Below are 19,366 nucleotides of genomic sequence, written 5' to 3'. Positions count from 1 at the left end.
CACCGCGCGCACTGTCCAGTGTGCGCGGTGCCCCGGAATCCCAGGTGGCCCGGCGGGGTGAGGCCGGTCACCTACGACTGAATTACAGGTTCGGGTACAGCGGGTACTTGTCGGCGAGGGCGGTGACCCGGGCCTTCAGCGCGGCGGCGACGGTCTCGTCGAAGGCGGGCTTGAGCGCCTCGGCGATGATGTCGGCGACCTCGCGGAAGTCCTCGGCCTGGAAGCCGCGGGTGGCGAGGGCCGGGGTACCGATCCGCAGGCCGGAGGTGACCATCGGCGGGCGCGGGTCGTTCGGGATGGCGTTGCGGTTGACCGTGATGCCGACCTCGTGGAGGCGGTCCTCGGCCTGCTGGCCGTCGAGCTGGCTGTTGCGCAGGTCGACCAGGACGAGGTGGACGTCGGTGCCGCCGGAGAGCACGGAGGCACCGGCCTCGGCGACGTCTGCCTGGAGCAGACGCTCGGCGAGGATCCGGGCGCCGTCCAGGGTGCGCTGCTGGCGCTCCTTGAACTCCTCCGAGGCGGCGACCTTGAAGGCGACGGCCTTGCCGGCGATGACGTGCTCCAGCGGGCCGCCCTGCTGGCCGGGGAAGACCGCGGAGTTGATCTTCTTGGCCCACTCGGCCTTGGAGAGGATGACGCCGCCGCGCGGGCCGCCCAGGGTCTTGTGGGTGGTGGTGGTGACCACGTCCGCGTACGGCACCGGGTTGGGGTGCAGGCCCGCGGCGACCAGGCCGGCGAAGTGCGCCATGTCGACCATCAGCAGGGCGCCGACCTCGTCGGCGATGCGGCGGAACTCGGCGAAGTCGAGCTGGCGCGGGTAGGCGGACCAGCCGGCGATGATCAGCTTCGGCTGGTGCTCCTTGGCGAGGCGCTCGACCTCGGCCATGTCGACCTGGCCGGTCTTGTCGTCGACGTGGTACGCGGCCACGTTGTAGAGCTTGCCGGAGAAGTTGATCTTCATGCCGTGGGTCAGGTGACCGCCGTGGGCCAGGCTCAGGCCCAGGATGGTGTCACCCGGCTGGATCAGCGCGAACATCGCGGCGGCGTTGGCCTGCGCGCCGGAGTGCGGCTGGACGTTGGCGTGCTCGGCGCCGAACAGGGCCTTGATCCGGTCGATCGCGATCTGCTCGACCACGTCGACGTGCTCGCAGCCGCCGTAGTAACGGCGCCCGGGGTAGCCCTCGGCGTACTTGTTGGTCAGCACCGAGCCCTGGGCCTCCATGACCGCCACCGGGGCGAAGTTCTCGGAGGCGATCATTTCCAGGGTGGTCTGCTGGCGGTGCAGCTCGGCGTCGACCGCGGCCGCGATCTCGGGGTCGAGCGAGTGCAGGGACTGGTTGAGAACCGTCATGGTGTGGTCTTCCCGGAGAGGAGAGAAGGAGGTGCCGCGCGTGGCGCGCCCTCGGAAGGGTGGCGGCGGGCGACGGGAGGGCGGGGCGGCCGCCGCGCTGCGGCCGCCCCGGCGGGTGGCTCAGGCCGGGTTGGTGAGGGCGTCGTACTCGGCGGCGCTCAGCAGCTCGTCGGTCGACTCGACGCGCACCTTGAACAGCCAGCCACCCTCGAAGGGGGCGCTGTTGACCAGCGAGTTGTCGTCCAGGACGTCCTGGTTGACCTCGGTGATCTCACCGGTCACCGGCGAGTACAGGTCGCTGACCGACTTGGTGGACTCGAGCTCGCCACAGGTCTCACCGGCGGTCACGGTCTCGCCGACCTCGGGCAGCTGCACGTAGACGATGTCACCGAGGGCATCGGCCGCGTGGGCGGTGATGCCGACCGTGGAGACACCGTCCTCGGCGGCGGTCAGCCACTCGTGCTCCTTGGTGTACTGCAGGTGCTGGGGGTTGCTCATGGCGTCATTCTCCAGGATGGGAAGCGGGTACGACGAAGCGGCCCGGCGGCCGGGCATGCCTCGGGAGGGCGAACGGTCAGCGGGCGCGCTTGTAGAAGGGCAGCGCCACGACCTGGACCGGCTCGTGCTTGCCGCGCACGTCCACGGCGACGGTGGTGCCGGGGGTGGCGTGCGCCGCGTCCACGTAGGCGATCGCGATCGGCTTGCCCAGGGTGGGGGAGGGCGCGCCGGAGGTGATGCGGCCGATCGGGGCGCCGTCGGCGGAGACCACGGTGTACTCGGCGCGCGGCACCCGCTTGCCCTCGGAGACCAGGCCGACGAGCACCCGCGGCGGGTTGGCCTCGGCCTCGGCGGCGGCCTTCTCCAGCGCCTTGCGGCCGACGAACGCGCCCTCGTTGGTGGTCTTGTCGAAGCGGACCACCCGGCCGAGGCCGGCGTCGAACGGGGTCAGGTCGGTGGAGAGCTCGTGCCCGTACAGCGGCATGCCGGCCTCCAGGCGCAGCGTGTCGCGGCAGGACAGGCCGCAGGGGACGAGCCCGCGGTCGGAGCCGGCCTCGGTCAGCGCCTGCCAGATCTGCTCGGCGTCGCCCGGGTTGCAGAAGATCTCGAAGCCGTCCTCGCCGGTGTAGCCGGTGCGGGCGAGCAGCACGTCGCGGCCGGCCACCTGGGCCGGGAGGATCGCGTAGTACTTCAGGCCGGGCAGGTCGGCGTCGGTGGTGGCGGTGAGGATCGCGGTGGCCTCCGGGCCCTGGACGGCGATCAGCGCGTAGGTGTCGCGGTCGTCGGTGACGACGGCGCCGTAGCCCTTGGCGCGGGCGATCAGCTCGTCGAGGACCAGCTGGGCGTTGGAGGCGTTGGCGACGACCAGGAAGGCGTCCTCGCGCAGGCGGTAGACGATCAGGTCGTCCAGGATGCCGCCGTCCTCGGCGCAGATCATGGTGTAGCGGGCGCGCAGGACGCCCAGCGCGGAGACGAACCCGACCAGCGCGTGGTCCAGCATCTCGCCGGCCTGCGGGCCGGTGATGGTGATCTCGCCCATGTGGGAGAGGTCGAAGAGACCGGCCTTGGTGCGGACGGCGAGGTGCTCCTCGCGCTCGCTGCCGTATCGCAGCGGCATGTCCCAGCCGGCGAAGTCGGTCATGGTCGCGCCGAGGGCGCGGTGCAGCGCGTCGAGCGCGGTGAGGCGGAGGGACGACATGGCCTGGAACTCCTCGGTCTGGGCACTCAGGGGTGCGCACGCCGGACCGGTCCCGCTCGGTGAGGGACCTGGCCTGCGCGCGGGCATGCGGCGGCTGGGTCTCCCCATCTGTCGTCGTACCTGAGAGCTTCACCGCACGCGGGCCCGCAGCTCTTACAGCTAACAGGACAGCATGGCGGCTTGCACCGTGGGTGGGCGCGCGACCGGGCCGTGCGCCGCTTTCCAGATGTGCCTAATCCGTGCGGTAGGGGTGCCTGAGAGATTCCGGGGAGGACTTGCTCCTTCGGCGCCGGCTCGGCCGCCTGTCGGCGGCACTCCGGACTCTCCCGCGCGGGTTCGAGCGGCCGGTATGGAGTTAGGGGGCGGCCCGTGCGAGAACGCGGAGCCGCGCACATCATGGCACGTCCGGCGCCCGTGCGGGAGAGGGGCCCCGGACGGCCCGCTAGGCTGCACGCGTCGACGAGCCAGTGAGGCGGTACAAGGGGCGCATGGGGTACCCGGTGGAGCAGCAGCAGGGGTGGGGCGGCGCGGAGCCGGCGCCGCCCGGCGGTGGATGGCCGGCCAACGAGCTGGAGCAGGTGCTCACCGCCGCGCTCGGTGATCCGGGCGCGACCCCGCGGGTGTTCGAGGTGCTGGCCCGCAGCCGCGTGTGGATCCCGCTGCCGGTCGGCGCCGATCCGCAGGGGCAGGCGCTGGACCTGCCCACCGTCGAGCTGGCCGGCGACCCGTACGTGCCGGTCTTCTCCTCGCAGGAGGTGTTCCTCCAGCAGGCGCCGGGGATGGCGTTCGCCGTCGCGCCGGTCTGGGAGTTCGCCCGCGGGCTGCCGCTGGGCGTGGGCATCGCGGTGAATCCGGAGGCCCCGGTCGGCATCCCGGTGCCGCCGCAGGGCGTGGCCGAGCTGCGGCGCGGGCCGCGCGAGGACCGCTGGGAGGCCGCGGGGGGCCCGGACGCGCCGTCCGGCGGCCGGGTGGCGCTGCGCGAGCCGGTGCCGGGCGAGGACCCGGAGGCCTTCCTGGCCGCCTGCCGGAACGAACTGTCGGCGCTGCCCGGTGTGGTGACCGCGCGGCGGGCGCTGGCCAGTGTCGAGGGCGAGCCCACCGTGATGTTCGTCGGCGTCCAGCTGGACCAGCTGGCCCCGGCCGAACCGGCCGCCGTGAACGAGGCGCTCGGCCGGGCGCTGGGAACCGCGCCGCTGCCCGGTGGCGTCCACCTCGTGCTGCTCGACCTCGCGGAGGACCCCGTGGTCGAGTGGTTGCTCAACCGGGTCCAGCCGTTCTACACACGGATGTGACCCGCCGCGAAAGCGACGTGCCCCTCCCCGCCCGCCGTCGGGCAGCCCGCCATCGGGCCGGAGGGGCTCACGGCAGGCACGTCGGCGTGGCGGTGGTCGGTGGCGCCCCATAGGGTGCGTGCAGACACCCGTCGGGCCGGCGGCAGGTGAGAGAAGAAGAGGCGCAGCGAGGTGGGCGCATGAGTGCGGGAGCGGTAGCGGGCGGTGCACCGGGGCCCTGGGGCCAGGCACCCGCCGGGCGCCCCGGCGCGGATCCGAGAGCGCTGGAGCACGCGCTGCGCGAGGTCGCGCCGGAACGCTGGGAGGCGTACGAGGCGCTGCTGCACGCCCTGGCCGAGGGCCAGGTGCTGATGCTGCTCTGGCACGGGACGCCGGGCAGCCCGGATGCCCAGTACGGGAACATGGAGATCAGCGGCCACGGCTACGCGCCGGCGGTCACCTCGCCCGAGCAGCTTGCGGCGTCCGGCTGGGCGCGGGCGCACGAGGTGATCTCGGGGCGCGAGATCGCCGCCTCGCTGTACCGGACGCGCTGGGGCCTCTGGCTGAACCCGCACGCCCCCGGCGGCGGGGTCGGCGTGCCCTGGGCGGACCTCCGGCGGATCGCGGCCGGCCTGGACCGGCTGCCGGCCGGGCCGCTGAAGCTGAGCGAACCGCAGGTGCCGGCCCAGCAGTTCTTCGCGCTGCTGGAGCGCCAGGCGGGCGAGGTGCGGGCGGTCAAGGCGCTGCGCCGGGCCTGGGTGCAGCCCTCCGTGGGCGAACCGTACCTGGCCATCGGTCTTGAGCTGTACGAGAGTTCGCCGCCCACCGTGGAGGCCGTCCGGGCGCTGATGCAGCGGGCGATCGCGGTCGCGCCGGAGGGGCTGGCCGTCTCCACGGTGGCGATGGGGGACGAGTACGACCCGGTGGCGCTCTGGATGCGGGCCAACGCCCGGCCGTTCTACGACCGCGAGGCGGGCGCCCAGGGCCGGCCGCCGACCGGGCCCTACCCGCCGGTGCCCCCGCCGCCGTACGCCTCGCAGGCGGGGCCGGGGTACGGCTACGGCACCCAGCCGCCCGGTCCGGGCTGGCAGGGCCAGCCGCCACCGCAGCAGCCGTGGCCCGGCTACCCCACCCGCTGACGCGGTAAACGCCGATCAACGAAACCGGTCTGACGATCCGTCGGACCGGTTTCGGCGTTTTCCGGACGAACTTCCCGTTCGCGCTGGCAGGCATCTTGACATGACTGTTACAGCTGTGTGAAGACCGGTATGCCGAAGATCGGGAGGTGCATGTCCGCAGATCACAGTTGGGCATCTGTCGGTTGTCAGGGCTGGCGCAAGCCAGTTCGGATGGCAGAGAGTTCTGCAAACGCACCGCGCGTGGTTGGCGCCTCACAAAGGCGAACGCGCAGGCGGACAGCTTGATCCACGCGATGCCCATCCCGCGCGGCAGCAGTACCCGAGCACGCAGAACCGCACGTCGTACCGCTGCGAACACCGCCCTGTACCTCCGCACGTCCGCACCTCCGCACGTCCGCACCAGCCGTACCGCCGATCCCGGCGACCGGCACCCGTGGGCCGGCCACCGTCGGCGAGGGGACCGAACTGACCATGACCGCACCCATCAAGACCGCCGGGAACACTCCGGAGGCAGACGCCGCCGCGAGCCCGGCCAAGAAGATCGAGGGCCGCTCGCTCGGCCAGATCGCCTGGACCCGCTTCAAGCGGGACAAGGCCGCCGTCGCCGGCGGCGTCGTGGTGATCCTGCTCATCCTGCTCGCCGTGCTGGCCAAGCCGATCGAGTCGGTCTTCGGCCTGGACCCCGACGCGCTCAACCAGGACCTCCTGGACGCCAACCTCGGCGGCCTGCCGTTCGGGGACTGGGGCGGCATGAGCGCGGACCACCCGCTCGGCGTGGACCCGCTCCAGGGACGTGACCTGCTCGCCCGCGTCATCGAGGGCTCCTGGGTCTCGCTGCTCGTCGCCTTCGGGGCGACCCTGCTCTCCAACACCATCGGCACCGTGCTCGGCGTGATGGCCGGTTACTACGGAGGCTGGGTCGACAACCTGATCAGCCGGGTGATGGACGTCTTCCTCGCCTTCCCGCTGCTGCTCTTCGCCATCGCGATCTCCGCCTCGCTCCAGGGCGGCGCGTTCGGCCTGCACGGCCTCCCGCTGCACATCATCGTGCTGATCTTCGTGATCGGCTTCTTCAACTGGCCCTACATGGGCCGGATCGTGCGCGGCCAGACCCTCTCGCTGCGCGAGCGCGAGTTCGTCTACGCCGCCCGCAGCCTGGGCGCCCGCGGGCCGTTCATCCTGTTCAAGGAGCTGCTGCCCAACCTGGTCGGTCCGATCCTGGTCTACTCGACCCTGCTGATCCCGACCAACATCCTCTTCGAGGCGGGCCTCAGCTTCCTCGGTGTCGGCATCCAGGCCCCGCAGGCCTCCTGGGGCGGGATGCTCAACGACGCGATCAAGTACTACCAGGTGGACCCCCAGTACATGGTGGTCCCCGGTATGGCGATCTTCCTCACGGTGCTCGCCTTCAACCTGCTCGGCGACGGGCTGCGTGACGCCCTCGATCCCAAGAGCAACTGACCTCCGGTCAGGACCCTCCGATCCGCCACCACTCCTCAAGGGGTTGATCCCACCATGCGTAGGTCCCGTACCGTCGCGCTGACCGCAGTGGCCGCCGCCGCTGTCCTGGTCGTCACCGGATGTTCCTCCGGTTCCTCCAAGAGCGGGGACAGCAACTCGTCCTCCGCCGCCTCCGGCGGCGGCGCCGACGCGGCCACCAAGGGGGTCGTCAACGCCTCGGACAAGAAGGGCGGGACGGTCACCTACGAGATGAAGGGCACCCCGGACTCCCTGGACCCGGGCAACACGTACTACGCCTACATCTACAACTTCTCGCGCCTGTACGGGCGTCCGCTGACCACCTTCGCGCCTGGCCCCGGCGACGAGGGCAACAAGCTCGTCCCGGACCTCGCCGAGTCCATGGGCCAGCCCAGCGCGGACGGCCTGACCTGGACGTACAAGCTGCGCGCCGGCCTGAAGTACGAGGACGGCAGCGCGATCACGTCCAAGGACGTCAAGTACGCGGTGGAGCGCTCCAACTTCGCGCCGGACGTGTTCTCCAACGGCCCGACGTACTTCAAGGAGTTGCTGGTCGACAACCCGACCCCGTACGAGGGCCCCTACAAGGACCCGTCGGGTGACCTGAAGTCGATCGAGACGCCGGACGACCAGACCGTCGTCTTCCACCTGAAGCACGCCTTCGCGGACTTCGACTACCTGGTCTCCGCCCCGCAGACCGTCCCCGTCCCGAAGGACAAGGACAAGGGCGCCGACTACGTGAAGCACCCGCTCGCCTCGGGCTCCTACAAGTTCGAGTCCTACGAGGACGGCAAGCAGCTCACGCTGGTGCCGAACACCAGCTGGGACCAGGGCAGCGACACGATCCGCAAGCAGCTCGCGGACAAGATCGTGCTCAAGATGAACATCGAGCAGTCCACCATCGACAAGGACCTGCTGGCCGGCAACGCCCAGGTGGACCTCGTCGGCGGCGGCGTCGACCCGCAGACCCAGGCGCAGATCCTGCAGAACCCGAAGCTCAAGGCCAAGACCGACAACGCGTACGGCGGCCGCCTGGTCTACACCGCGATCGACAGCCACGTCGCGCCGTTCGACAACGTCGACTGCCGCAAGGCCGTCCAGTACGCGATCGACAAGGTCTCGGTGCAGACCGCGATCGGCGGCCCGATCCGCGGCCAGATCGCCAACTCGGTGCTCCCGGCGGACATCCCGGGCCACCAGGACATCAACCTGTACGAGACCAAGGACAACAAGGGCGACGAGGCCAAGGCCAAGGAGGCCCTCAAGGCCTGCGGCAAGCCGGACGGCTTCTCCACCGTGCTCAGCGCCCGCACCGAGCGCGCCACCGAGATCGCCGCCGCGACCTCGATCCAGGCCGCGCTGAAGAAGGTCGGCATCAACGCCGAGATCCAGCAGTTCCCGCAGGGCAAGTACCTCTCCGACAACGTCGGCGTGCCGGCGAAGAACAAGGAGAAGAACATCGGCCTGATGATGATGCAGTGGGGCGCCGACTGGCCGACCGGCTACGGCTTCCTGCAGCAGATCGTCGACGGCCGCGCCATCAAGGAGGCCGGTAACAACAACCTGGCCTCGCTGAACGACCCCGCGATCAACAAGCTGATCGACGACGCCGCGGTCAACACCGACAAGGCGGCCCGCGAGAAGATCTACGCGGAGATCGACAAGAAGGTCATGGAGAGCGCGGTCTACGTCCCGCTGACCTACTTCAAGGTGTTCCTGTACCGCTCGGACACCGCCACCAACGTCGTCTCCACCTCGGCCTTCTCGGGTGAGTACGACTACCTGAACATCGGTACGACCAAGTAAGAGCCTGGCTCCGCATCCCTGAAGGCAGGTGAAGGCAGCGGCGCCCGCCGCCGTCCGGAAGATCCCGGACGGCGGCGGGCCGCCGGAGCCGCCCAACTGTGTTTGCCTACATCCTCCGCAGGACGCTCGCGGCCGTGGTGCTGCTGCTGGTGGTCAGCGCGGTCACCTTCGCGATCTTCTTCCTGCTGCCGCGCCTGGCCGGCGAGACGACCGACCAGCTGGCCACGCAGTACATCGGGAAGAACCCGTCCCCCGAAGCGGTCGCGGCGGTCAAGAAGAACCTCGGCTTCGACCAGCCGATCTACGTCCAGTACGGGCGCTTCCTCAAGGCGCTGGTCACCGGGGCCGAGTACAAGTTCGGCCCGGACGCGGCCACCTGCCACGTGCCCTGCTTCGGCTACTCCTTCAAGAACCACCTGGAGGTCTGGCCCGAGCTGACCAAGCGCATCCCGATCACGCTGTCGCTGGCCGTCGGTGCGGCCGTGCTCTGGCTGGTCTCCGGCGTCACCACCGGCGTCATCTCCGCGCTCAAGCCGCGCTCGATCTTCGACCGGCTCTCCATGGGCATCGCCCTGGCCGGCGTCTCGCTGCCCGTCTTCTTCACCGGCGCGCTGCTGCTCACGCTCTTCAGCTACGAGTGGCCGATCCTGGACAACCTGCAGTACGTCAACTTCACCGACGACCCACTGATGTGGGCCCGCAACCTGATCCTCCCCTGGATCTCGCTGGCCTTCCTCTACTCCGCGCTCTACGCCCGGCTCACCCGCGCCGGCATGCTGGAGACGATGAGCGAGGACTACATCCGCACCGCCCGGGCCAAGGGCCTGGTCGAGCGCAAGGTCGTCGTCAAGCACGGACTGCGCTCCGCGCTCACCCCGGTCGTCACCATCTTCGGCATGGACCTCGGCCTGCTGCTCGGCGGTGCGCTCATCACCGAGCAGGTCTTCTCGCTCCAGGGCGTCGGCGCCTTCGCGGTCTCCGCGATCGCCGACAACGACCTGCCGAAGATCCTCGGCGTCACCCTGCTCGCAGCCTTCTTCATCGTTCTCTGCAACCTCGTGGTTGACCTCCTGTACGCCGCTGTCGACCCCCGGGTGAGGCTGTCGTGACCGAGCTCCAGAAGACCCCGGCGCCCGTGGCCGCCCCGACGGGGGACCCGTTCCTCTCCGTCCGGGACCTGCGGATCCACTTCGACACCGACGACGGCCTGGTCCGCTCGGTCGACGGGGTCAGCTTCGACCTGCACAAGGGCCGGACCCTCGGCATCGTCGGCGAGTCCGGCTCCGGCAAGTCCGTCACCTCGCTCGGCATCATGGGCCTGCACCGCTCCAAGCGGGCCCGGATCAGCGGCGAGATCCGCCTCGACGGCGAGGACCTGATCGCGGCCGGCCCCGAGCGGGTCCGGCAGCTGCGCGGCCGCGAGATGGCGATGATCTTCCAGGACCCGCTGACCGCGATGCACCCGTACTACACGGTCGGGGCGCAGATCGTGGAGGCCTACCGGGTGCACCACCCGCAGGCCACCAAGAAGCAGGCCCGGGCCCGCGCGGTCGAGATGCTCGACCGGGTCGGCATCCCGCAGCCCGACCGCCGCGTCGACGACTACCCGCACCAGTTCTCCGGCGGCATGCGCCAGCGCGCCATGATCGCCATGGCACTGGTCAACGACCCCTCGCTGCTGATCGCCGACGAGCCCACCACCGCCCTGGACGTCACCGTCCAGGCGCAGATCCTGGACCTCATCCGCGACCTCCAGCAGGAGTTCGGCTCGGCCGTCATCATCATCACCCACGACCTCGGGGTGGTCGCCGAACTCGCCGACGACATCCTGGTCATGTACGGCGGTAAGTGCGTCGAGCGCGGCCCCGCCGACACCCTCTTCGACGCGCCCGAACACCCCTACACCTGGGGCCTGCTGGGCTCGATGCCGCGCCTCGACCGCGAGCTACAGGAGCGGCTCGTCCCGGTCAAGGGCACCCCGCCCAGCCTGATCAACGTGCCCACCGGCTGCGCCTTCCACCCGCGCTGCCCGTATGCCGCGCTGACCGACGGCCGATCCGCCGGTGAGACCCCCGTGCTGACCGAGGCCGCGCCCGGGCACCACGCGGCCTGCCACCTCGCCACCGCCGACCGGCACCGCATCTTCACCGAAGAGATCGCGCCCCGGCTGTGAGCCCGGCTTCGTACCACCATTCTGGAGAGAACCGATGACGGAGACTCAGGCGGCAGCCCCCTCGCCTTCGAACAAGGTGCCGGCGCCCTCGCCCGCTCCCGACCGCGAGCCGCTGCTCCGGGTGACCGGACTGACGCGGCACTTCCCGATCCACGGCGGGCTGTTGCGTCGCCAGACCGGTGCGGTGCGGGCCGTCGACGGCATCGACTTCACCGTCAACGCGGGGGAGACCCTCGGTGTGGTCGGCGAGTCCGGCTGCGGCAAGTCGACCATGGGGCGGCTCGTCACCCGGCTCGACGAACCCACCGGCGGGAAGATCGAGTTCGAGGGCACCGACATCACCCACCTGGGCACGGGTGCGATGCGGCCGCTGCGCCGCGACATCCAGATGATCTTCCAGGACCCGTACTCCTCGCTGAACCCCCGGCACACCGTCGGCACCATCGTCGGCGCACCGTTCAGGCTGCAGAAGGCCGAACCGGCCGGCGGGGTCAAGAAGGCCGTCCAGGAGCTGCTGGAGCTGTGCGGGCTCAGCCCCGAGCACTACAACCGGTACCCGCACGAGTTCTCCGGCGGCCAGCGCCAGCGCATCGGCATCGCCCGGGCGCTCGCCCTGCGGCCCAAGATGGTCGTCGCCGACGAGCCGGTCTCCGCGCTCGACGTCTCCATCCAGGCGCAGGTGGTCAACCTGCTGGACGACCTCCAGCGCGAGCTCGGCCTGACCTACCTGATCATCGCGCACGACCTCTCGGTGGTCCGGCACGTCTCCGACCGGGTCGCCGTGATGTACCTCGGCAAGATCGTCGAGATCGCCGACCGGGACTCGCTCTACGCGAGCCCGATGCACCCCTACACCAACGCGCTGATGTCCGCCGTCCCGGTGCCCGACCCGCGCCGCCGGCAGCAGGGCGGGCGCGAGCGGATCCTGCTCAAGGGCGACGTGCCGTCCCCGATCAACCCGCCGTCCGGCTGCCGGTTCCGCACCCGCTGCTGGAAGGCCCAGGAGATCTGCGCCACCCAGGAGCCGCCGCTGGCCGCGCTCAAGACCGGGCACCAGGTGGCGTGTCACTTCCCCGAGCGGGGCGAGGGGAACGACTAGCGGGGTCCCGAGCGGGGCGAGGGGAACGACTAGCGGGGTCCCGAGAGGGGCGAGGGGAACGGCCGGCGGCGTCCGGAGAGCGCGCCGTCCGGGGCCGCCGGCGGAACGCCCGCCTCGGCGTGACGTCCGTTCCCTCCGTCTGACGCGATGCGGAGGGGAAGGTTCCGCTGGTCCATAGTTGTCCGGTGACCTCGCAGATCTTCCCCTCCGACGTCCAGCAGTCGCTGGACCTGATCGGCATCTTCGCCTTCGCCCTCTCCGGAGGGCTGCTCGCCGTCCGCAAGAACATGGACATCTTCGGGATCTGTGTGTTGGCGGAGGTCACCGCCCTCGGCGGCGGGGTGATGCGCGACCTCGTCATCGGGGCCACGCCGGTAGCCGCCTTCACCAACCTCGGGTACTTCGTCACCCCGCTGATCGCCGGTCTGGTCGTGTTCTTCCTGCACCCCGAGGTCGAGCGGATCAACCGCGCCGTGCAGACCCTCGACGCGCTCGGCCTCGGCCTGTTCTGCGTCACCGGCACGGCCAAGGCCCACGACTACGGCCTCGGCGCCGTGGCCGCCGTCGCTCTCGGCATGGTGACGGCCGCCGGCGGCGGCGTGATGCGCGACGTGCTGGCCGGTGAGATCCCCTCGCTGCTCCGCTGGGACCGGGAGATCTACGCCGTGCCGGCGCTGGTCGGTTCCGCGCTGGTGGTGGTGCTGATCGGCCTCGACCGGCTCACCGCGTTCACCGGCACGGCCGCCGCGCTGACCGCCTTCGTGCTCAGGATGCTCGCCCTCAAGTACGGCTGGCGTGCGCCGCGGGCCTGGCACCGCAACGGTTCTCGCACCAGCGAGGAGTAGGCGAACCCCCGTACGCCAGCGAGATCGCCTCGGCCGTGCAGAGCAGCTCAGGCAGTAGCCGGACCAGCTCGAACGGGGCCATCTCGTACGTCGGGGCGCTCACCGCGCAGGCGGCCACCGGCCGCCCGGCACTGCCCGCCACCGGCGCGGCCACGCAGGCCACCGGCTCCCGGTGCTCGGCCGACTCCGCCGCCCAGCCCTGGCGGCGGACCTTGGCCAGATCGGCCGGCAGCTCGTCCTCGCGGATACCGTCCTCGGGCAGTCCGGCCAGCAGCACCCGGCCGATCGCGGTACCGGCCGCCGGGGCCCGCCGCCCGATGCGGGACGCCCGGCCGGCCCCCGGGTGCCAGCGGCCGGCCACCTCGTCCAGGTAGAGCACCTCGCCGTCCTGCAGGACGGCGAGCTGGACGGTCACGCCGAAGCGCCGGTTGAGAGCGGCCAGGTAGGGCGCCGCGATCTGCCGGACGTCGATCTCCTCCAGCGCCCGGTGGGCGAGCGACAGGAGCCGGCCGCCGAGCCGGTAGCGCCGGTCGGACTGGCGGTGGACGAAGCCGTGCTCCTCCAGCGTGCGCAGCAGCCGCAGCGCGGTGGACTTGTGCACGCCGATGCTGTTCGCGGCCTGTTCGAGGGTCACCGGGCCGTCGCCGAGGGATCCGAGCAGGGTGAGCGCGCGATCGACCGACTGCGACATCGCGCCCCCAGTCCTGTCCCGTGCGGCCCTGTCCGGTCCGGCCTCTTGTGCGGTGGGCCGCCAGGCTAACCGCTCGCCCCGGCGGGCGGCCAAACCGGCCCCGGACGCGGGTGTCCGGCGGGCCGGGGGGTCCGTCACCGCTGCCGGGTGGCCGGATTGCACCGGTGGCCCGAGCGGTGGCCGACCGCCCTCTACAATCGTGTGGTTATGCCATACCTGGACCATGCGGCGACCACGCCGATGCTGCCCGAGGCGATCGCCGCGATGACGGCACACCTCGGGGTCGTCGGCAACGCCTCCTCCCTGCACGCATCCGGCCGCCGGGCCCGCCGCGTCGTCGAGGAGGCCCGCGAGTCGCTCGCCGAGTCGCTGGGCGCGCGCCCCAGCGAGATCGTCCTCACCGGCGGCGGCACCGAGTCCGACAACCTCGCCGTCAAGGGCCTCTACTGGGCCCGCCGCGACGCCGACCCGGCCCGGACCAGGGTGCTCAGCAGCCCGGTCGAGCACCACGCGGTGCTGGACGCCGTGCACTGGCTCTCCGAGCACGAGGGCGCCACCGTCGAGTACCTGCCGGTGGACGGCCTCGGCCGGGTGCACCCGGCCGCGCTGCGCGAGGCGATCGAACGCGACCCGGCGTCCGTGGCGCTGGTCACCGTGATGTGGGCCAACAACGAGGTCGGCACCGTCCAGCCCGTCGTCGAACTCGCCGCCGTGGCCGCCGAGTACGGCATCCCGATGCACGCCGACGCCGTCCAGGCGCTCGGCCAGGTCCCGGTCTCCTTCGCCGAGTCCGGGCTGACCGCGCTCACCGTCACCGGCCACAAGATCGGCGGCCCCTACGGCATCGGCGCCCTGCTGCTCTCCCGCGGCGCCACCCCCGTCCCGCTGCTGCACGGCGGCGGCCAGGAGCGCGACGTCCGCTCCGGCACGCTGGACGCGCCCGCCGCCGCGGGCTTCGCGGCCGCGGCGGCCCTGGCAGCCGAACGGTGGGCCGAGCACGCCGTCGTGCTGGGTGCGCTCCGCGACGAACTGGTCGCCTCGGTGCTGGCCGCCGTCCCCGACGCGATCCTCAACGGCGACCCGGCCACCGAGGGCCGGCTGCCCGCCAACGCGCACTTCTCCTTCCCCGGCTGCGAGGGCGACGCGCTGCTGATGCTGCTCGACGCCCAGGGCATCGAGTGCTCCACCGGCTCGGCCTGCTCCGCCGGCGTCCCGCAGCCCAGCCACGTCCTGCTGGCGATGGGCGTCGACCCGCTGCTGGCCCGCGCGTCGCTCCGCTTCTCGCTGGGTCACACGTCGAGCCGGGAGGACGTCTCCGCGCTGGCCGCGGCCATCGCCCCGGCCGTCCAGCGGGCCCGCAACGCGGGGCTCGCGGCGGCGGCCCGGGCCCGGTAGATCCCGGTCGAGCGCCGGTGCGGCTCACGTACTCTTGTTGGCATCATGACTGACTTCCCCGGTGCCCCGACCGCCCCGTCCACTGGCCGCCTGCGTGTGCTCGCGGCGATGTCCGGAGGGGTGGACTCCGCCGTCGCCGCCGCCCGCGCCGCCGAAGCGGGCCACGAGGTGACCGGCGTGCACCTGGCCCTGTCGGCCAACCCGCAGTCCTTCCGCACCGGCGCCCGCGGCTGCTGCACCATCGAGGACTCCCGCGACGCCCGCCGCGCCGCCGACGTCATCGGCATCCCGTTCTACGTGTGGGACCTCGCCGAGCGGTTCCGCGAGGACGTCATCGACGACTTCGTCGCCGAGTACGCCGCCGGCCGCACGCCCAACCCGTGCCTGCGCTGCAACGAGAAGATCAAGTTCGCGGCACTGCTCGACAAGGCGATCGCCCTCGGCTTCGACGCCGTCTGCACCGGCCACTACGCCCGGATCGTCGACCTGCCGTCCGGCGAGCGCCAGCTCCACCGCGCCGTGGACGCCGCCAAGGACCAGTCGTACGTCCTCGGCGTGCTCGACGCCGACCAGCTCGCCCACTCGCTCTTCCCGCTCGGCGACACCACCAAGGACGTCATCCGGGAGGAGGCCGAGCGCCGCGGCCTCGCCGTCGCGAAGAAGCCCGACAGCCACGACATCTGCTTCATCGCCGACGGCGACACCCAGGGCTTCCTGGCCAAGCACCTCGGCACCGCCACCGGCGACATCCTCGACGCCGACGGCACCAAGGTCGGCGAGCACGACGGCGCCTACGGGTTCACCATCGGCCAGCGCAAGGGCCTGCGGATCGGCCGCCCGGCGGCGGACGGCAAGCCGCGCTACGTCCTCGACATCTCCCCGGTGAACAACACCGTCACCGTCGGCCCCGTCGAAGGCCTCGACGTGACCGGGCTGACCGCGATCCGCCCCCGCTGGTGCGGCACCGAGCCGCTCGCCGACGGCCGCTACACCGCCCAACTCCGCGCCCACGGCGAGGAGGTCCCGGTGACGGCTTCGGTCGTCGACGGCGAACTGCGGGTCCAGCTCGACTCCGCGGTCCGCGGCATCGCCCCCGGCCAGGCGGTGGTGCTCTACGACGGCACCCGCGTCGTCGGCTCCGCCACCATCGCGACGACGGAGCGCCCGGCGGTCAACGCGTAGTCCGGTTCCGGGGGCCCGGCCGTCCGCACCGGACGGCCGAGCCCCAGCGCGTGTCACGCGTGCTGCGGAACGGGGTTGTCCGGGGAGTCCAGCCAGACGTACTGCCCGTCCGGGGCGACCGTCAGGCCGAACCGCTCGTATCCGGGGCGGCCCCGGTCGGCCCACCACCGGTACGCGGCGGCCACCTCGTCCCACAGTCTGCGGGGGCCGGACTGGTACACCTCGTACTCCGTGCGGCCCCGCTCGTGGTCGACAGAGGCCCACGACAGGGTGTCGCGGCTGTAGAGCCAGAGCGTGTACGCGCCGTCCTCGTAGCGCTCCGCCCGCCAGAACGCCCCGGGCACGCCGGACCCGATGACGAACTGTTCGAACCACCCGCCCGTGTCCGCAGGGGCGAGAGTGGTCATGCTCCTCACCCCGTCGGCCGGCCACTCCTGCCCGCGTAGGTAGTCCTCGAAGGGCGGCCGGTCCGTGCGCTGTTGGCGCAGCCGCATGAACGCCGAACTCCGGGTGAACCTGCCGCTCGCGCCGGTCCCGTCGTCGTTCACGGCCAGCCGGACGATCTGCTCGCCGCCGTACTCGGTGCCGTACGGGGCGACGATGATCCCGCCGGGGGCAGTCTGTTCCAGCCACGCCGGAGGGATCTCCAGCAGGGAGCAGGTGGCGATCACCCGGTCGTACGGAGCGCCCGTCGCCCACCCCGCCCGCCCGTCGCCCTCGACCACGGTTGGCCCGAGTCCGGCCCGGTCGAGGTTCTCCCGGGCCCCGCGAGCAACGTCCGGGTCGTACTCGACGGTCACCACGTTGGGGCCGCCCAGGCGGTGGGCCAGCAGGCCGGCGTTCCAGCCGGTCCCGGCGCCGATCTCCAGCACCCTGTCGCCCGGGCGCACGTCGAGGTCCTGGAGCATCGAGAACACCATGGTCGGCATGGAGTTGGACGAACTCGGCGTCGTGCCGAGTCCGTCGCCCTCGTGGTCCCCGTCGTCCCACTGTGTGGTCAGCGGGATGTCCGAGTAGACCGCCCTCCGCCACGCCTCGGGGTCCTGCGACCGGTGCACCACGGGGGTCTGCTCGGTGCCGTCCGCGATGCCCGGCCAGATCCGATCCGGGACGAACAGCTCACGGGGCACTGCCTTGAAGGAGGGGAGCCAGTCCGAGGAGAGCGCGCCGCCGGCCACCAGCGCGGAGGCGAGCCCCAGGGGGCCCGCCTCCTTGTGCGTCTCGCCGGTCACTTGCCGCCGCCGCCCGCCGGGGCCGAACCGTCCGAGGTGTTGCCACCCTCGTCGGAGCCCCCACCGCCGTGGCCGGCGCCCTTGTTGCCGTCGTCCTGCTGGCCGCCGCCCTTGCCGTCGCCGGAACCGCCGCCGCGCTTACCCATGTCCGTACCTCCGTGCTGGTCGGGCCGACAGGCGGTCGCCTGCCGGGGTGTTGCCCGGCCGCCTCTCGCATCCTCCAGGAGGTATGGCGGGCGGCAGCTCCCCGAGGGCGCGCGACCGCCCTCGGGGATGCCTCCGCTGTCACCGTGGATCGCCTTTCCGGACAGCGGGAGCTGGTGGGGTTACTGCCTGTTGCCGGCTTGACCTGCCCTGGCGCTACCGGCCCGGCGGCCGGGGCGAGGGGTGGCCGTCGGGCTTGGGCTCGGGTGGCGGCGGGGGCTGCGGGGTGGACATGGCTGTGCTCCTCGCGGTTGGTGAGTGCCGCGTGTGCCGCTGTATCAGCGGCACACGCGGGAGATCAGCACGAGCGTGGCTGCGACGACGTGCAACAGGGCCGCCGCTGATACGGCGTAGGCGGTCCAGACACGAAGAGGCTCGGGCTCGGCGACTTCGCGGTCGTCGGGGAGCTGCGCCGCAGAGGCTTCCGTCACCGACCGATGTCGGCGTGGACGACCTTGCCGAACGGCTCGACCGTGACTCCCCACCGGCCGTTCGTCAGCAGGTGGACGAGTCCGAGCCCCCGGTGGCATTCGTCATCGTCGGAAGCGCGGATCAGCACCGGCAGCGATCGCGAGCCGTCACGCACCGAGATCCGTACGGTCCCATCGGAGACTCGCCGGACGGTGACCGTCATGTGATGACCGCAGCCTGTCTTCACAGCGTTGGTCACCAGTTCGCTGGTGACCAGTTGGGCCGCGTCGATCAGCTGCGCCAATCCCCACTCCGCGAGTTTGTCGCGGCTCAGCTTTCGAGCCTGGCTCACCGACTCGGGCTGATAGGGCAACAGCACTTCATCTGGCGTAAGGGCCGGCGCCGATTCGGCGCCGGGACGTGTGCGAGTCTCCAGCAACGCGCGTGGCTGGGGAACGGCCATGGCGGCTATCTCCTCTAGATGAGGCATATTCCTGCACTTATGTACATGAGTGATGAGTAGAAGAGTGCCCGACTCCTGTGCATGAGTCAACCCTGCCGCGAGAGGTAACCTCGCGTCGGATTACTGAAGTTGATTGTGAGTCAGTCGCACGCAGGGAAGCGATAGTCCAGGACGAACTGATCAGCGGCCATGACGGTGTCACATACCTCCACCACACGGCCGTCCGCGGTGATCGCATCCCGAACGAGATGGATCACCGGCGAACCAGGGCTCAGCGCCAGTGCTGCGGTCTCGGGTTTGGTCGCCAGCCGGGCCCGTACGGACTCAGTGAACTCCGCGAGCGCATGTCCGTGTTCTTCGAGACGGGCATAGATGCCACCGCCGCCGGGATTCTCGGCGAAGACTTCCGGGATGTCCTTGACCATGTCCCACGGCAGGTACGACGTGGCTTCTTCGGTTGGCACGCCGTCTCGGAAGTACCGGCGCTTGCGGGCCAGTACCTGAGTGCCGGCAGGGAGGCTCAGCCGCTCGGCGATGTCCGGTGGTGCCTCGGTGGGGCCGACGAACAGCACGGTCACGGATGGGACGCCGCCGGCCACCTCCGCCTCTGCGAGATAGGCGGCTTTGCCAGCCTTGCGGTGGGCGCGGCGGAAACGGTCCGAAGACTTGCGTTGGACCGGCGGCCGGGAACGGACGAATGAACCGCGACCGTGGTGCGTCTCGACCAGCTGAGACGTCCGGAGTTCGGCGACAGCCTTGCGGACTGTCCCGGACGCGACTCCGTACCGCTGCATGAGCTCAGCCTCACTGGGCACGGCCGCGCCAGGAGCGAGAACGCCCGACTTGATCTGTGCGGCGAGATCATCCGCGATCTACAGATACTTCGCCTTGGCCGAGGAGGCCACTTCACCACTCGCCATAGTCTTTCA

At 71.3% G+C, this 19,366-nt stretch carries 18 protein-coding genes and 1 riboswitch; of the genes, 10 read left to right on the top strand and 8 right to left on the bottom strand.

The genetic code is table 11. The features are described from left to right. Window positions 1–82: 82 nt before the first annotated feature. From glyA to gcvT, 3 genes are all read right to left on the bottom strand, one after another. Entirely contained in the window at window positions 83–1,351 is a 1,269-nt protein-coding gene (gene glyA, locus ACZ3YO_RS08160) for a serine hydroxymethyltransferase (RefSeq protein ID WP_396320911.1), read from the bottom strand. Window positions 1,352–1,471: 120 nt separating this feature from the next. Further along, on the bottom strand, window positions 1,472–1,849 hold the full coding sequence (gene gcvH / locus ACZ3YO_RS08155) for a glycine cleavage system protein GcvH (protein ID WP_396320912.1): 378 nt from the start codon (window positions 1,847–1,849) through the stop codon (window positions 1,472–1,474). A gap of 76 nt (window positions 1,850–1,925) precedes the next feature. Further along, on the bottom strand, window positions 1,926–3,047 hold the full coding sequence (gene gcvT / locus ACZ3YO_RS08150; protein WP_465566412.1) for a glycine cleavage system aminomethyltransferase GcvT: 1,122 nt from the start codon (window positions 3,045–3,047) through the stop codon (window positions 1,926–1,928). A gap of 232 nt (window positions 3,048–3,279) precedes the next feature. Next, a riboswitch (glycine riboswitch) is annotated at window positions 3,280–3,386 on the bottom strand. A gap of 149 nt (window positions 3,387–3,535) precedes the next feature. Here gcvT and ACZ3YO_RS08145 point away from each other — a divergent pair. The 8 genes from ACZ3YO_RS08145 (at window position 3,536) to ACZ3YO_RS08110 (ending at window position 12,859) form a co-directional block, all read left to right on the top strand. Beyond that, window positions 3,536–4,339, top strand: a complete 804-nt coding sequence (locus ACZ3YO_RS08145; RefSeq protein WP_465566409.1) for an enhanced serine sensitivity protein SseB — start codon at window positions 3,536–3,538, stop codon at window positions 4,337–4,339. 179 nt (window positions 4,340–4,518) lie between these two features. Continuing rightward, complete coding sequence (locus ACZ3YO_RS08140) at window positions 4,519–5,457, top strand: enhanced serine sensitivity protein SseB C-terminal domain-containing protein (protein WP_465546536.1); 939 nt, start codon at window positions 4,519–4,521, stop codon at window positions 5,455–5,457. A gap of 471 nt (window positions 5,458–5,928) precedes the next feature. Further along, on the top strand, window positions 5,929–6,918 hold the full coding sequence (locus ACZ3YO_RS08135) for an ABC transporter permease (RefSeq protein WP_396320916.1): 990 nt from the start codon (window positions 5,929–5,931) through the stop codon (window positions 6,916–6,918). Window positions 6,919–6,972: 54 nt separating this feature from the next. Continuing rightward, entirely contained in the window at window positions 6,973–8,742 is a 1,770-nt protein-coding gene (locus ACZ3YO_RS08130; protein ID WP_396320917.1) for an ABC transporter substrate-binding protein, read from the top strand. A 98-nt stretch (window positions 8,743–8,840) separates the two neighbouring features. Beyond that, window positions 8,841–9,851 (top strand): ABC transporter permease, encoded by a 1,011-nt coding sequence (locus tag ACZ3YO_RS08125; RefSeq protein WP_396320918.1) that lies wholly within the window; start codon window positions 8,841–8,843, stop codon window positions 9,849–9,851. Then, window positions 9,848–10,915, top strand: coding sequence for an ABC transporter ATP-binding protein (locus ACZ3YO_RS08120; RefSeq protein WP_465566404.1), 1,068 nt, complete (start codon window positions 9,848–9,850; stop codon window positions 10,913–10,915). Before ACZ3YO_RS08125 ends, ACZ3YO_RS08120 begins: the two co-directional genes overlap by 4 nt. Before the next feature lie 34 nt (window positions 10,916–10,949). Next, on the top strand, window positions 10,950–12,014 hold the full coding sequence (locus tag ACZ3YO_RS08115) for an ABC transporter ATP-binding protein (RefSeq protein WP_465566401.1): 1,065 nt from the start codon (window positions 10,950–10,952) through the stop codon (window positions 12,012–12,014). A 185-nt stretch (window positions 12,015–12,199) separates the two neighbouring features. Beyond that, window positions 12,200–12,859, top strand: a complete 660-nt coding sequence (locus ACZ3YO_RS08110; protein WP_396320921.1) for a trimeric intracellular cation channel family protein — start codon at window positions 12,200–12,202, stop codon at window positions 12,857–12,859. Here the strand turns inward: ACZ3YO_RS08110 and ACZ3YO_RS08105 are convergent. Next, the gene (locus tag ACZ3YO_RS08105; protein WP_465566397.1) at window positions 12,795–13,550 is read right to left on the bottom strand and encodes an IclR family transcriptional regulator; all 756 of its coding nucleotides are present in this window, start codon (window positions 13,548–13,550) and stop codon (window positions 12,795–12,797) included. The two genes, ACZ3YO_RS08110 and ACZ3YO_RS08105, sit on opposite strands and share 65 nt — an antisense overlap. Window positions 13,551–13,757: 207 nt before the next feature. On the opposite strand from ACZ3YO_RS08105, the gene ACZ3YO_RS08100 reads away from it, so the two are divergent. After that, window positions 13,758–14,945 (top strand): cysteine desulfurase family protein, encoded by a 1,188-nt coding sequence (locus ACZ3YO_RS08100; RefSeq protein ID WP_465566394.1) that lies wholly within the window; start codon window positions 13,758–13,760, stop codon window positions 14,943–14,945. A gap of 45 nt (window positions 14,946–14,990) precedes the next feature. Further along, window positions 14,991–16,127 (top strand): tRNA 2-thiouridine(34) synthase MnmA, encoded by a 1,137-nt coding sequence (gene mnmA / locus ACZ3YO_RS08095; RefSeq protein ID WP_465566392.1) that lies wholly within the window; start codon window positions 14,991–14,993, stop codon window positions 16,125–16,127. A 53-nt stretch (window positions 16,128–16,180) separates the two neighbouring features. On the opposite strand, the gene ACZ3YO_RS08090 is transcribed toward mnmA, so the two are convergent. The 4 genes from ACZ3YO_RS08090 to ACZ3YO_RS08075 all read right to left on the bottom strand — a co-directional run bounded on the left by ACZ3YO_RS08090 (window position 16,181) and on the right by ACZ3YO_RS08075 (window position 19,309). Further along, window positions 16,181–17,359, bottom strand: a complete 1,179-nt coding sequence (locus ACZ3YO_RS08090; protein WP_465566389.1) for a methyltransferase domain-containing protein — start codon at window positions 17,357–17,359, stop codon at window positions 16,181–16,183. Next, window positions 17,356–17,505 (bottom strand): hypothetical protein, encoded by a 150-nt coding sequence (locus ACZ3YO_RS08085; protein ID WP_465566386.1) that lies wholly within the window; start codon window positions 17,503–17,505, stop codon window positions 17,356–17,358. The genes ACZ3YO_RS08090 and ACZ3YO_RS08085 overlap by 4 nt, the downstream gene beginning before the upstream one ends. Window positions 17,506–17,990: 485 nt before the next feature. After that, window positions 17,991–18,437, bottom strand: coding sequence for an ATP-binding protein (locus tag ACZ3YO_RS08080; RefSeq protein ID WP_465566383.1), 447 nt, complete (start codon window positions 18,435–18,437; stop codon window positions 17,991–17,993). 140 nt (window positions 18,438–18,577) lie between these two features. Next, window positions 18,578–19,309: a GntR family transcriptional regulator gene (locus ACZ3YO_RS08075; RefSeq protein ID WP_465567182.1), complete on the bottom strand. Its 732-nt coding sequence runs from the start codon at window positions 19,307–19,309 to the stop codon at window positions 18,578–18,580. Window positions 19,310–19,366 lie beyond the last annotated feature (57 nt).

It is taken from the genome of Kitasatospora sp. NPDC022785 (genome assembly GCF_055561295.1).
Note: the sequence above shows the minus strand (reverse complement) of the source record. Positions and strands in the feature narration are given on the sequence as shown.